Genomic DNA, 13,664 nt, shown 5'->3' on the forward strand with positions numbered 1-13,664 from the left:
CCTGCGGTGCAGACAACGGCAGTGGCATGCAGAGAGATCGCCATGTCGCATGCGCTGACCCTGCCACGCTGGGCCGGCCGGACCACCGGCCGATCCCCCGCTACCCTGCCCCGGCCATCGCTCGCAGCGTGATACCGACCAGGTACGCCAGGTAAGTGCCGGTGGCGTAGCCCATCGTGCCCAGCAAGACGCCCACCGGCGCCAGCGCGGGATGGAAGGCGGCGGCCACCACCGGCGCCGAAGCCGGACCGCCGATGTTGGACTGCGAACCGATCGCAAAATAAAAGAACGGCACCCGCAGCCAGCGGCCCAGGCCCCACAGCAGTGCGATGTGGACGGCGATCCAGATCAGGCCGAGCAGGAACAGCCAGGGGCGATCCAGTAGCGCCAGCAGATCCATCTGCATGCCGATGCAGGCGATCAGGAAATACAGCAGCAGCGAACCGATCTTGGACGCACCGGCGCCCTCCAGGTTGCGTGCGCGGGTGAAGCTCAACGACAACCCCACACTGGTGGCCAGAACCACCACCCAGACAAAGGGCGTGTCCAGACTGAACTGGCTGGCCCAGCTCAGGTGCGCCTTGCACCACGCCGCCAGCGGGTTGGCCAGCGCATGCGCCAGGCCGACCCCACCGAACGCCACCGCCACGATCACCATCAAGTCGGTCAGGCTGGGAATACGCGCATGCTCGGCCTGAAAGCGCGCCATGCGTTCCTGCAAGGCATCCAGCGCGCGCGTGTCCGCCCCGCTGCGCGCATCGATGGTCCGGGCGCGCCCGGCCAGAAAGATCAGCGCCGCCATCCAGACATACCCGACACCGACATCGACCACCGCGAACTGGCCGAAGGTGGTGGCGTCCACGTTGAACACTTCCCGCATCGCCAGCATGTTGGCGCCCCCGCCGATCCAGCTGCCGGCCAGCGCCGCCATGCCGGCCCAGGTATCGCCGGCCACGGTGGCCGGGTGCAGCCAGCCCATGACCCAGAACGCCACCACTGCGCCCAGCATGATGCTCAGCGACGCGCCCAGATACATGGCGACCAGCTTGGGCCCCAGCCCCAGGATCGCGCGCAGGTCGATGCTCAGGGTGAGCAGGATCAACGCCGCCGGCAGCAACACGTCGCGGGCGATGGGGTTGTAGAGCCGCGTCGTGGCGCCGTCGATCAGGCCCACGGTGTTGTAGATGCCCGGTAGCAGATAGCACAGCAACAACGCCGGTACGACGGAATAGAACCGTCGCCACGGGCCCTGCTCGCGCGACGACGTCCAGAACACCGCGCCAAGCGTGGCGGCGATCAAACCAAAGACGACGATATCGTTTTGAATCAGGGCAGAAGCAGGCGCAGTCACCGCAGGCAGGTATCCGGACAAGGGGCCGCCAATGCGGATCGAACCGGGAGCGGCCGATGACGACGAATCTAGCCGACCATGGCGGTCGCGCAAACCCTGCGGATCAGATCGGGCGCATGACCGCGGTGATCAGCCATGCGATTCCGTGGCGGTCAACGCGGCGGGTGCCCCACGGCGGCCAAGGGCAGCGCCCGGATCCGCAACGACGTTGATCAGCACACCGGCGACGCCATCGCCGACGGCGGCCACCGCCGGCTCTGGCGGCAATCGCGGTGGCGACCCACTGCAGCTGCCGCGGATGGCACCCGGCGAACAGGCCGGCAACGACGAGCGCTGCAGACCTGCGGTTGGAACCTCAGCCGTAACGTCGCACCAGGCGCTCGCCGTCGGCCGTGTTCAACACCACGCCGCTCGGCTGGCCGGTGGTCAGGCAATGCAGTTTGGCCATCAGTTCGGCGTTTTCCAGCGCGCCCTGCTCGCGCAGGTAGCGCAGCGGCGACCACTGCGGGCGGGTGACCCACCAACCGCCCTGCTCGGGATGAATGCGTACGACATAACGGGACTCGTCCATGTGGCCTCCGGCCGGTAGGTGCTGCGCTGGAACAGTGGTGCACTGCAGCGCATCAAGGCGCCCGGCACCGACATCGGGGACGTCGTACGGCTGCGATCACGCCAACATGCCCTTACTCAAGGGGCCGCGGGAGAGTGGCCGAGGGCCCCGCGTTTGGCATAGGCAGCATGCAGGTTTGGGAATGACGGCACTGTCAGGCGGACACTGGCACCCGGGTAGGAAAATTCTCACGTGACACCGGTGACGCCCGCCGCTACATTCCGCCAAAAGCAGTGAGGACGTCGTCACAGCCCGTCACCAGGGCGCGGGCGATGCAGCAGGAGTTGCAGGGGCGCTTGGACACATCCTTGGGGAAGGGGTTGACATGTATCTGCTCAGAAAATTCCAGTTTCCGGTCAAGACCGCGATGGTGCTGGGCTATGTCCTGGTGATCAGGGAAGCGTTGGTGCTGTGGTCCTGAGGCGGCGACGACCATCGGCCCGGTGCGTCGCAGGCTGACCGATCGCGCCAGGCGATACCCGTCATCGCGTCTCACTCCCGGTCGATCCAACCCCGTTGCTGTGCGGCGACCAGATCGACCGGGGTGTCCACATCCAGCGCCAGCGCCGGGGCGCTGACGCAGCCAAGCGCTTGCGCATCCAGACCCGCAAACAGGCCACGCAAGCCGGTGTCGGCCTGCAGTGGCACATCGGCCCAGGCCGCGTGGGTCACCACCGCGGGAATGCCGCGCACGCCGGCGTAGCCACTGGTGGCGCAGCCCGAGGTCGCTCGGTCGGCCTCTTCCAGCAGCGCGCGCAGGTGCGGTGCGTCCAGCGCCGGTTGATCGCACCCCAGAATCAGGCTGCGGCGCACGTCGGGGTCGCCCTGCACATGCCGGCGCAGCGCCGCCAGGCTGGAACCCATGCCGGCGGCCCACCCGGCGTGCACCAGCACGTCCACCTCCAGCCCCTGCAGCACGTCGGCAAGTGCTTCCGCATCCGCACCCAACACCACCACGCAGCGGCGTGGCGCGGTCTGCAGCGCGATGCGTGCGGCGCGACGCAGCAACGGTTCGCCATCGCGCCGCAGCAACTGCTTGGAGCGTCCCAGCCGGCTGCCTGCCCCGGCCGCCAATACCAATGCGGCGTGATCGCCGCTCATGGGCTCACGCTCGGTGTTGCGCACGACCCGCGAGATGGACGTGCTTGCACCAGGGTGATCGACGCGGCGGCGCGTGCGCGGGAGGCATGGGCATGCGGCGGCCGGAACGGTGCAGCATCGATCCTGTTGCGCAATGCGTCGTCATAACGAGGAGCTGGTGACATGGCGACGTCGTACGGAGTGGAGACGACCCCAGCGTAGAAGCCGGACCGTGCGTGCGAAGTGACTGCGTGCTGTGCGCGCGCTGTTTGCTGCGGCATTGGCCGCGTCGATTGCCCCACGCATCGACGCAGCTCGTGCCTGGCCGATCAAGCGCGCGTGGTGTTCAGGCGGTCGCCGGTGATGGGATCGAGGAGCGCTCATCCGCCAGGTGCAGGATCTGCAATAGGGGGACATGTGATCCATGGATCGTGCACAACCACGGTTGGCCGCCAGGCCCGGTCGCCCGACGCGTCGAAGCGCAACAAGTTACCCCGCCACCACATTCGCCTGCACATCCGCCACCGCCTGCGTGGCCTCGGCGATGATGCCCAGCGCAATGGTGTGCGGCGAGGAGCGACCCATGCGCCAGCCAGCAGGCAGGCGCAGGCGTGCCAGCGCTGCGTCATCGTGCCCAAGTGCGCGCAATGCCTGCAGACGCTGTTCGCGCTTGTGTCGACTGCCCAGGATGCCGATGCACGCCACCTCCGATGCCAGGCCACGGCTGGCCACCTGCACATCGATCGCGCTGTCGTGCGCAAGGCTGTACAAGGCAGTGCTTGTGTCCAGCTGGACGTCGTTCAAGGCATCGCCGAGCGCACGGCGGTCGTAGTGCTCGGCCGCCAGGCCGGGGGGCGGCTCGCCCGGGCCGTGCGGTCGCAGCACACGCAGCTCGATACCCATCTGGCTGGCCAGTGTTATCAACACCAGCAACGCCGGATCCGCACCGACCACCACCAGCCGTAACGGCGGGCGATGCATGCGCAGGAACTCGCCGGGACGTACCTCGTGCGCAGTGGCGGGATAGCGCACTGCCCCGCTGGTGCGATCCAGCGCGACATGGAATGCCCGACGATGCTGACGCGCGTTACGCCAGCGCGCCAGATGCTCGGCAAGATCGGGCACCGGCCAGACCAGTACACCGATACGGCCACCGCAGCTGAGCTGGATGTCCAGCACCTCACTGCCCTCGCCATAATCCAGCCAGCGTGGCTGCCCGTCGCGCAGGGCCGCCATCGCCTCGTGCGCCACTGCCGCCTCCACGCATCCACCCGACACATACCCGGCAACCCGGCCATCGGCACCGATCGCCATCTCGCTGCCCAGCGGGCGCGGCGAGGAGCCTTGCACGTCGATCAGCGTGGCGATCGCCACGCGCTGCCCGGCGCGATGCCAGGCGGTCAACACCGGTAAAAGATCGTCGTGCAGTGCATAGCCCGGCCACGCCGGCCACGCCGATTCGGCCGGCGTGACATGCGTGACCGGAGCGACGACTGCGCTCACGCGCGCAGCAACGCGGGCAGATGCGGCAGCAACTTGTCCAGCGTGACCGGGTAATCACGCACCCGCACGCCGGTGGCGTTGTAGACCGCGTTGGCGATCGCCGCTGCCACGCCGCAGATCCCCAGCTCACCCACGCCCTTGGCTTTCATGGGTGACGACATCGGGTCGCTCTCTTCCAGGAACACTACGTCCTGGTGCGGGATGTCCGCATGCACCGGGACTTCATAGCCGGCCAGGTCGTGGTTGACGAAGAAGCCGAAGCGCTTGTCCACCGCCAGCTCTTCCATCAATGCCGCACCCGCGCCCATGGTCATGCCGCCGATCACCTGGCTGCGCGCAGACTTGGGATTGAGGATGCGTCCGGCTGCGCATACCGCGAGCATGCGCCGGATGCGCACTTCGGCGGTGGCGACATCCACGCCCACCTCGACAAAGTGCGCGCCGAACGTGGACAGCTGCTGCTGCTTGGCCAGGTCGCCGAACTCGATCTTGTCCTCCACCACCAACGCACCGTTGGCAGCGGCATCGCCGAGCGCGATGCGTTTGCCGCCGGCACGCACGTGGCCATCGGCAAACTCGGCCTTGGCCGGGTCCAGGCCCAGTCGCGCGGCGATGGCCTCGCGCAGCCTGACGGCGGCCGCGTAGACGCCGGCGGTGGAACTGTTTGCGCCCCACTGGCCGCCGGAACCGGCCGATGCCGGGAAGCTGGAATCGCCCAAGCGCACGTCCACCCAGTTCAGCGGCACGCCGAGCATTTCCGCGGCGGTCTGCGCAATGATGGTGTAGGAGCCTGTACCGATATCGGTCATGTCGGTTTCCACCACCACGCGGCCGCCCTGCTCCAGCCGCATGCGCGCGCCCGAGGTCATGACCGGCGCATTGCGAAACGCCGCGGCCACGCCCATGCCGACCAACCAGCGCCCGTCACGGGTAGCAGCCGGTTTGGCCTTGCGCCTGGACCAATCGAACCGCTTGGCACCGTCCTCCAGGCACTTCACCAGCTGCCGCTGCGAGAACGGGCGCTGCGGATTTTCCGGGTCCACCTGGGTGTCGTTGACGACGCGGAAGGTAACCGGGTCCATCTCCAGCTTCTCGGCCATTTCATCCATGGCAATTTCCAGCACCATCAAGCCAGGCGCCTCGCCAGGGGCACGCATCGCGTTGCCTTCGGGCAGGTCGAGCACCGCCAGCCGGGTGGTGATCAGGCGATTGGCACCCGCGTACAGCAGCTGCGTCTGCGCCGCGGCGATTTCCGGCTCGCCATCGGGAAGGTCGCCAGACCAGCTGTCGTGGCCGATTGCAGTGATCTTGCCGTTGCGCTCGGCGCCGATGCGGATGCGCTGCACCGTGGCCGGGCGATGGGTCGTGTTGTTGGCGATCAACGGCCGCGGCAGCATCACCTTGACCGGGCGGCCGACCTCGCGTGCCGCCAGCGATGCCAGCAATGCGTCGGCGCGCAGGAACAACTTGCCGCCAAACCCGCCGCCGACATAAGGCGACATGATGCGCACGTTTTCCCGCGGGATACCGAGCGTGGTGGCCAGATCGCCGGCGCCCCAGTTGATCATCTGGTTGGAGGTCCACACGCTGAGCTTGTCACCTTCCCACATCGCGATCGAGGCGTGCGGTTCCATCATCGCGTGCGAGTGGTCCGGCGTGGTGTATTCGGCATCCAGTTGCACCGGCGCAGCGGCGAACGCGCCGTTGAAGTCGCCGACATCGCTGTTCGGCGCGCCGCCGGCCTTGGTGACCTTTGCGCTGTCGCGTGCCTTGTCCAGATCGTACACACCGACATGGCGGCCGTAGTCCACCTTGATCAGCTGGCCGGCGGCGCGTGCCTGCTCGAAGGTTTCCGCCACCACCACTGCAATCGCCTGGTGGTAGTGCTGAATCTCCGGCCCGCCCAGCAGCTTGGCCGTGTTGCGCTTGCCCTTCTGCAGCTTGCCGGCGTTCTGCGCGGTAATGATGCCAAGCACGCCCGGGGCCGCCCGTGCAGCGCTCAGATCGATGCTGCGGATGGTGCCCTTGGCAATTCCGGCGCCCACCACGTGCCCGTAGGCGGCATGTCCGGGCAGGTCGTGGTGCTCGTACGCATACGGCGCCTGGCCGGTGGTCTTGAGTGGCCCGTCGATGCGGTCGACGGGCTTGCCGACGAGCTTGAGTTGATCGATGGGGTTGGTACCGGCGGGAGTGTCAAATTTCATATCAGGCCCTCGTGTCGGCCAGGATCGCGGTCAGGGTGCGCTCGACTAGCGGCACCTTGAAGGCGTTGTGTTCGGTGGGCTGTGCGCCGTCCAGCAGCACAGCGGCGATGGCACGTGCGCCCTGCCGCGACTGCGCCTCGGCCGCCTCGCTGCGCCAGGGCTTGTGCGCCACGCCGCCCACGCCAACGCGGGCGCTGCCGTCGCGCTGCACGACAGCGGCCACCGAAACCAGCGCGAATGCATACGAGGCGCGGTCACGCACCTTGCGATACACATGCGTTCCACCCAGCGGCTTGGGCAGGGTCACCGCGGTGATCAGTTCGCCGCGCTCCAGGACGGTTTCCAGATGCGGTGTGGTGCCCGGGGCGCGATAGAAATCGGCCAGCGGCACCGCGCGCGTCTGTCCATCCGGACGGACCGTCTCCACCACCGCGTCCAGCACGCGCATGGCAATGGCCATGTCGCTGGGATGGGTGGCGATGCAGGCCTCGCTGGCACCGATCACGGCCAACTGCCGGTTGAAGCCGCCGATGGCCGCGCACCCGCTGCCGGGCAAACGCTTGTTGCACGGTTGATTGGTGTCGTAGAAATACGGGCAGCGCGTGCGCTGCAACAGGTTGCCGGCCGTGGTGGCGCGATTGCGCAACTGGCCCGACGCGCCCGCCAGCAACGCACGCGACAACACCGCGTAATCGCGGCGCACACGTGCATCGGCGGCCAGGTCGGTATTGCGCACCAGGGCCCCGATGCGCAAGCCGCCATCGGGCGTGGCCTCGATGGTGTCCAGGCTCAAGCCGTTGACATCGATCAGATGCGACGGCGTTTCGATCTGCAGCTTCATCAGATCCAGCAGGTTGGTGCCGCCGGCGATGAACTTCGCACCGGGCTGCCGCGCCGCCTTGGCGGCCGCATCCGCAGGCGAGGTGGCGCGCTCGTAACTGAAAGCCTTCATGCGCGGTCTCCTGCAACATCGTTGATCGCATCGACGATGTTGGAATACGCACCGCAGCGGCAGATGTTGCCGCTCATGCGTTCCTGCAGTTCCGGCGTGGTCAGCCGGGTCCTGGCGGTCAGGTCTTCAGTGACATGGCTGGGGATGCCGCGCTTCACTTCGTCGAGCACGGCAACTGCCGAGCAGATCTGGCCGGGTGTGCAATAGCCGCATTGGTAGCCGTCGTGCTTGACGAAGGCCGCCTGCATCGGATGCAGCTTGTCCGGTGTGCCCAGGCCTTCGATGGTGGTGACCTTGGCGCCCTGATGCATCACCGCCAGCGACAGGCAGGAATTCATGCGCTGCCCATCGACGATGACCGTACAGGCGCCGCACTGGCCGTGATCGCAGCCTTTCTTGGTGCCGGTCAGCTGCAGATGCTCACGCAGTGCGTCCAGCAACGTGGTGCGGTTATCCAGGGTCAGTGTCACCGGCTTGCCGTTGACTTCGAAGGCAACCTGGCTGGAGGCGTTGGCCGGCTCGACTGCCTTCCGCTGCGACATGGCAGTGGCAGCAGTGGCGGCCATCGACTGGGTTGCGGCAACGCTGGCTGCCGACGCCGTGCCAGCGATCAGTACCTCGCGACGGGTCATCTTGATATCTCTCATGGCTGGCATCTCCAACAATGCTGGCTTATTCAGTTCTTTATCAATGTGCAGCGCCGCCGGTCACAAGCGCGTGAGTACCGACGCCTGTTGCTCACACCTTGGGGAACGACCGGTCCAGTGCCGGCACATACAAACTGCAGTGATGTTGCGTCTGCATACATCCATGGAACGTGCTCATCACGGCGCAGCGCCAGCGCATGCGCGGATGCAGTGTCTTGCATGCAACGATGAAGCAGCGTCATTCAGCGTCGACGGCGTTGGAGCTATCGACGCGGGCTGCTGCAGCACCGCAGACATTCTTCGCTACGCATCGCGGTCCTGATGCTGTGATGCAATTTGCAGTGTGCGTTTTATCAGCGTGCCGGCTCCGCGGTCAGTGAGCCGGCATCGCCGGGTGGGCCAAGGCGTCAGAACTCCAGCACGATCTTGCCCAGATGGCCTCCGGACTTCTGCAAGGCGAATGCTTCGCCGATGTCGTCGAGTGCGTAGGCCCGGTCGATCACCGGACGCAGCGGCAAGCTGTCGAGCGCCCGCACCAGCGCCTGCTGATGCCGGCGGCTGCCCACGACCAGCCCCTGCAGACGTTGCTGGCGGCCCATCATCTCCGCTGTCGGCACCGGCCCGGCGGCGCCGGTCAGTACGCCGATCAAGGCGATGTGCCCGCCCACACGCGCCGCGCGGATCGACTGCGCGAGCGTGCCAGGCCCACCGACCTCGACCACATGGTCCACACCACGCCCGTCGGTGATCTCCAGCACCTGCTTCGACCATTCGGCATGCTGGCGATAATTGATCAGATGGTCGGCGCCCAGCGCCCGCAGCTTGTCCAGCTTCTCGTCCGACGACGAGGTGGCGATCACGGTCGCGCCCATGGCCTTGGCGAGCTGCAGCGCAAAGATCGATACGCCGCCGGTGCCCAGCACCAGCACCGTGTCGCCCGCCTTCAGGCCACCATTGGCCACCAGGGCGCGCCAGGCGGTGACGCCGGCCGTGGTCAGGGTGGCGGCTTCGGCATGACTGTAGCCGGCCGGCGCATGGGTGAACGCGTGCGCAGCGGTGACCACCGCCGAGCGCGCGTATCCATCGACCCCGTCGCCCGGGGTGGTGGCGAAGCCCGCATGCAGCGGCTCGCCGTCCAGCCAGGACGGGAAGAAGGTGGACACCACGTGGTCACCCACCGCGAACTCGCTGACGTCCGGGCCGACCGCTTCGATCACCCCGGCGCCATCGGACATGGGGATGCGTCCGTCCGCCGTCGGCATCTGGCCAAGCACGATGCCCAGATCGTGGAAGTTGAGCGAACTGGCATGCAGACGCACACGGATCTGTCCGCGTGCGGGCTGCCCCGGGTCGGCCACATCGACCGACTGCAATGCATCCAGACCGCCGGGTTGCGAGAGACGAATGGCGCGCATGAGAGCTCCTCGGATAACGAATCGACTCCCGGAATACCACGCACAACGTGATGCGGATGCAGTCGAGCTGGCTTGCATCGCGACAGCGGTCACGCCGGACGCTGATGCAGTACCGCCGCGCGACGGCCGCACGCGGCAAGCGGGCTGCAGCGCAGCAGTGCGCTGCCAATCACAGATCGGCACTGTGGCTGCGCGGCTGCACACGGTTGCCACTGCGGCCACGCGTAGGCTGGCACACCGGTTGCATCGCCCTGGTGTCCATACAGGTAGCCACAGTGACGTCAACAACCAAGCGGTGGCGCCAACGTGCACAACGCATCGCGTTGCACTTCGTGCTGACCATTTCGTGGCTACTGCTGCTCGGTTCGGAGTACTGGTCCATCCACGAGGAACGCGCGAGCGCCCTGCGCAGCGCCGAGGCGCAGTCGTTGAATCTGGCCAATTCGCTGGCCCAGCATGCCAGCGACACCCTGTCCATCGCCGACGCGGTGCTGTCGGGCCTGGTCTCGCGGGTCGAACACGATCAAGGCAACAACGGCGCGCACTCGGCGATGCACGAGTTTCTGGTCCGTGAGGCCAGGCGCTCGGACCGCCTGCATGGCATCTTCATCTATGCGGCCGATGGCAGCTGGGTCAGCTCATCGCTGGACAGCACGCCCCGCACCCACAACAACGCCGACCGCGCCTATTTCAGATATCACCGCGACCACCGCGATGCATTGTCGCTGGTGGGCCCACCCGTGCGGAGCCGTTCCGATGGCAGCTGGGTGATGACCCTCAGTCGCCGGCTCAACGACAGCGATGGCGAATTTGCCGGTGTGGTGCTGGTGACGCTGCAGCTGAAGTATTTCCAGCATTACTACAGCACCTTCGAAGTCGGCCCGAACGGCACCATCGGCATGACCAACGACGATGGCATCGTGCTGGTACGCCGGCCCGACAAACAGGACGTCATCGGCACCTCGATCGCGGGCACCTCGATCTACGTCACCATGCGCGCACGCAAGCACGGCACTGCGACCTATCGTTCGCCGATCGACGGCGTGGAGCGCATCTCCAGCTTCGCTCCGGCGCGCCCGTATCCGTTGACCGTGCTGACCGGTGTGTCGGTGGACGATGCGCTGGCCAATTGGCGGCAGGCAGCAAGCCAGCGGATCGTGATTGCCGCACTCGGCTGCATCGTGCTGCTGGGCGTGGGCATCTGGCTGGACCTGCAACTGCGCCGCATGCATCGCAACGAGGCCAAGCTCAGCTCCGAAGCCTGGGTGGATGCGCTGACCGGCATCGCCAACCGGCGCGCGTTCGACTACCGCCTGTCGCAAGCATTGCGCGAAGCCGTGCACCTGCAGTCGCCGTTATCGGTGCTGATGATCGATGTGGACCACTTCAAGCTCTACAACGACACCTATGGCCATGTGAATGGCGATGCCTGCCTGCGCCTGATTGCCGGCGCCATCGCGGCCTGCTCGCGCCGCAGCGAGGACGTGGCGGCACGCTACGGTGGCGAAGAGTTCGGCATGATCCTGCCGCATACCGATGCCGCCGGCGCGTTGCGCCTGGCCGATGCCGTACGCAGCGCCGTGGCCGGTCTGGGCCTGATGCATCTGTCCAGCCCAACCAGCGCGCATGTCACCGTCAGCGTGGGCGCCGCGACCTTCGAACCGGGCGAAACACCGCAGACGCCGGATGCCATCGTGCACGACGCCGATTCGGCGCTCTACCGCGCCAAGCAAAGCGGGCGGGATCGCACATCGGCGTAGTCAGGCGCCAGTCCGGTCGCTGTCTCGCCGACAACGTCATCCGCTGCTGGACAGCGAGCCATCCCGCCAGCCGGTGACGCCCGGTCCCCGATGACACTGAATGCAGAAGGCCCGCACATGGCGGGCCTTCCGGATGACGAGGGCGACAACGCGGCTCAGAACGGGATGTCGTCGTCGGCGAAATCGTCCATCGGCGGCGCCGATTGCTGCTGGGCCGGCTGCTGACGACGCGGCGCGTAATCCTGCCCGCCGCCCTGCCCGCCGCCGTATCCGCCACCGCCCTGCCCGCCACCGCCTTGCTGCTGACGCGGGGCCTGCGAGCGCTGCGGACGATCTCCGCCCATGCCGCCGCCGCCACCTTCACCACGGCCGCCGAGCATCTGCATCTCGTTGGCGACGATGTCGGTGCTGTACTTTTCCACGCCGTCCTGCCCGGTGTACTTGTCGTAGCGCAGCTCGCCTTCGACATACACCTGCGAGCCCTTGCGCAGGTACTCGCCGGCGATTTCACCCAGCTTTCCAAAAAAGACCACGCGGTGCCACTCGGTGCGTTCCTGGTTGTTGCCGTCGCGGTCCTTGCGCACGCTGGTGGTGGCAAGGCTCACGCGGGTGATGGCCATGCCGGCCTGGGTGTACTTGGTGTCGGGATCGTTGCCGAGGTTGCCGACGAGGATGACTTTGTTGATGCCGCGGGCCATAGGTGCTTCCGAGATGATGCGCTGGCGCCGGGAGCGCGCAACGATGAATGTCTGTGCGGCAATGTTACCGCACCTGCCTGTCGGCGGTCGTGGCGGGTTGCCGCGCGGCGCTGCCGGGCAAGCGCCCTGCCGGGGGTCGGGAATCCAGCCCACGCAGGCCTTTGCGGGGCCCGGCCCGGCCCCGCGGGCCGCAAATGTGAAGCCACCGGTTGGGTCCGGCGGGACGGATCCGGCCCGGGCACCTATAATCGACGCACATCACGAACGCCTGCGCATGACCATCGCCGAAGACCTCCCCACCGTGCTGGGCCTGCCCCAGATCCAGTCCCTCGCCGCGCCAGACATGGCCGCGGTCGATGCACTGATCCGTCGCCGCCTGGCCTCGGACGTCGTGCTGATCAACCAGATCGCCGATCACATCATCTCCGCTGGCGGCAAACGCCTGCGTCCGATGCTGGTGATGCTGGCCGGCCACGCCGCCGGCGGCTCCGGCCCGGAGCACCACCAACTGGCGGCGATCATCGAATTCATCCACACCTCCACGCTGCTGCACGACGACGTGGTGGACGAGTCGGACCTGCGCCGCGGCCGCAGCACCGCCAACGCGCTGTGGGGCAACGCGCCCAGCGTGCTGGTCGGCGACTTCCTGTACTCGCGCAGCTTCCAGTTGATGGTGGAGCTGGACCGCATGGAGGTGATGCAGATCCTGGCCGACACCACCAACCGCATCGCCGAAGGCGAGGTGCTGCAGCTGCTGCACGTGCACAACCCCGACACCGACGAAGCCGCCTACCTGCGGGTGATCGAGCGCAAGACCGCAGTGCTGTTCGCTGCCGGCACGCGCCTGGGCGCACTGGCCTCCGGTGCGGACGCCGCGGTGCAGCAGCAGCTGTACGACTACGGCATGCAGCTGGGCTTTGCGTTCCAGATTGCCGACGACGTGCTGGACTACGCCGCGGAGGCAGCCGACCTGGGCAAGAACCTGGGCGACGACCTGGCCGAAGGCAAGGCCACGCTGCCGCTGATCCACGCCATGGCGCATTCGGACGCGCCCACCCGGCAGCGCCTGCGCACCATCGTCGAACAAGGCGATGCAGCGGCGATGCCCGAGGTGCTGGCCGCCATCCAGGCCACCGGTGGCCTGGATTACAGCCGCGCGCGCGCTGCCGAATATGCCGCCGCCGCCGAACGCGCGCTGGACAGCCTGCCGCACAGCCCGGCGGTGGCCGCCTTGCGTGGACTGGCACGTTACGCGGTCGAACGTACGCATTGATCGGGCGCGCTGCGCGCGCCGGACGGGCTTCGGGATTCGGGATTCGGGATTCGAAACGGCGGCTTGGCCGCACGTTGACGAATCCCGGCACCCGATGGCACAGCGCGGTTCAACACAGGCCCCTGAGTACAACCTCACGGGAAGATTCGAAGGAAGGGACCACGCTTTTGC

11 protein-coding genes are annotated in these 13,664 nt (G+C 67.2%); 2 read left to right on the top strand and 9 right to left on the bottom strand.

Annotated elements, in window-relative coordinates; genetic code table 11:
• Window positions 1-100: 100 nt before the first annotated feature.
• The 8 genes from ACCQ12_RS13430 to ACCQ12_RS13465 form a co-directional block, all read right to left on the bottom strand.
• A complete protein-coding gene (locus tag ACCQ12_RS13430) occupies window positions 101-1,351 on the bottom strand; it encodes a DUF819 family protein (protein ID WP_047697497.1) in 1,251 nt (416 codons plus the stop codon).
• A 355-nt stretch (window positions 1,352-1,706) separates the two neighbouring features.
• A complete protein-coding gene (locus ACCQ12_RS13435) occupies window positions 1,707-1,922 on the bottom strand; it encodes a hypothetical protein (protein ID WP_039414022.1) in 216 nt (71 codons plus the stop codon).
• Window positions 1,923-2,453: 531 nt separating this feature from the next.
• A complete protein-coding gene (locus ACCQ12_RS13440; protein WP_372381954.1) occupies window positions 2,454-3,062 on the bottom strand; it encodes a nucleotidyltransferase family protein in 609 nt (202 codons plus the stop codon).
• 468 nt (window positions 3,063-3,530) lie between these two features.
• On the bottom strand, window positions 3,531-4,544 hold the full coding sequence (locus ACCQ12_RS13445) for an XdhC family protein (protein WP_372381955.1): 1,014 nt from the start codon (window positions 4,542-4,544) through the stop codon (window positions 3,531-3,533).
• Window positions 4,541-6,748 carry an aldehyde oxidoreductase molybdenum-binding subunit PaoC gene (gene paoC, locus ACCQ12_RS13450; RefSeq protein ID WP_372381956.1) on the bottom strand — a complete coding sequence of 736 codons (2,208 nt, stop codon included), beginning with the start codon at window positions 6,746-6,748 and terminating at the stop codon, window positions 4,541-4,543. The genes ACCQ12_RS13445 and paoC overlap by 4 nt, the downstream gene beginning before the upstream one ends.
• Window position 6,749: 1 nt before the next feature.
• Window positions 6,750-7,700 carry an FAD binding domain-containing protein gene (locus ACCQ12_RS13455; protein WP_179454281.1) on the bottom strand — a complete coding sequence of 317 codons (951 nt, stop codon included), beginning with the start codon at window positions 7,698-7,700 and terminating at the stop codon, window positions 6,750-6,752.
• The gene (gene paoA, locus ACCQ12_RS13460) at window positions 7,697-8,347 is read right to left on the bottom strand and encodes an aldehyde dehydrogenase iron-sulfur subunit PaoA (RefSeq protein ID WP_184438978.1); all 651 of its coding nucleotides are present in this window, start codon (window positions 8,345-8,347) and stop codon (window positions 7,697-7,699) included. The genes ACCQ12_RS13455 and paoA overlap by 4 nt, the downstream gene beginning before the upstream one ends.
• Window positions 8,348-8,754: 407 nt before the next feature.
• The gene (locus tag ACCQ12_RS13465; RefSeq protein WP_372381957.1) at window positions 8,755-9,762 is read right to left on the bottom strand and encodes a zinc-dependent alcohol dehydrogenase family protein; all 1,008 of its coding nucleotides are present in this window, start codon (window positions 9,760-9,762) and stop codon (window positions 8,755-8,757) included.
• A gap of 212 nt (window positions 9,763-9,974) precedes the next feature.
• On the opposite strand from ACCQ12_RS13465, the gene ACCQ12_RS13470 reads away from it, so the two are divergent.
• Window positions 9,975-11,522: a GGDEF domain-containing protein gene (locus tag ACCQ12_RS13470; protein ID WP_179454496.1), complete on the top strand. Its 1,548-nt coding sequence runs from the start codon at window positions 9,975-9,977 to the stop codon at window positions 11,520-11,522.
• 155 nt (window positions 11,523-11,677) lie between these two features.
• On the opposite strand, the gene ACCQ12_RS13475 is transcribed toward ACCQ12_RS13470, so the two are convergent.
• Window positions 11,678-12,220 (bottom strand): single-stranded DNA-binding protein, encoded by a 543-nt coding sequence (locus ACCQ12_RS13475; RefSeq protein ID WP_372381958.1) that lies wholly within the window; start codon window positions 12,218-12,220, stop codon window positions 11,678-11,680.
• 274 nt (window positions 12,221-12,494) lie between these two features.
• On the opposite strand from ACCQ12_RS13475, the gene ACCQ12_RS13480 reads away from it, so the two are divergent.
• Window positions 12,495-13,493 (top strand): polyprenyl synthetase family protein, encoded by a 999-nt coding sequence (locus ACCQ12_RS13480; RefSeq protein WP_166745308.1) that lies wholly within the window; start codon window positions 12,495-12,497, stop codon window positions 13,491-13,493.
• Window positions 13,494-13,664: the final 171 nt, after the last annotated feature.

It is taken from the genome of Xanthomonas sp. NCPPB 1068, from assembly GCF_041479385.2.
Taxonomy (GTDB): Bacteria; Pseudomonadota; Gammaproteobacteria; order Xanthomonadales; family Xanthomonadaceae; genus Xanthomonas; species Xanthomonas cannabis.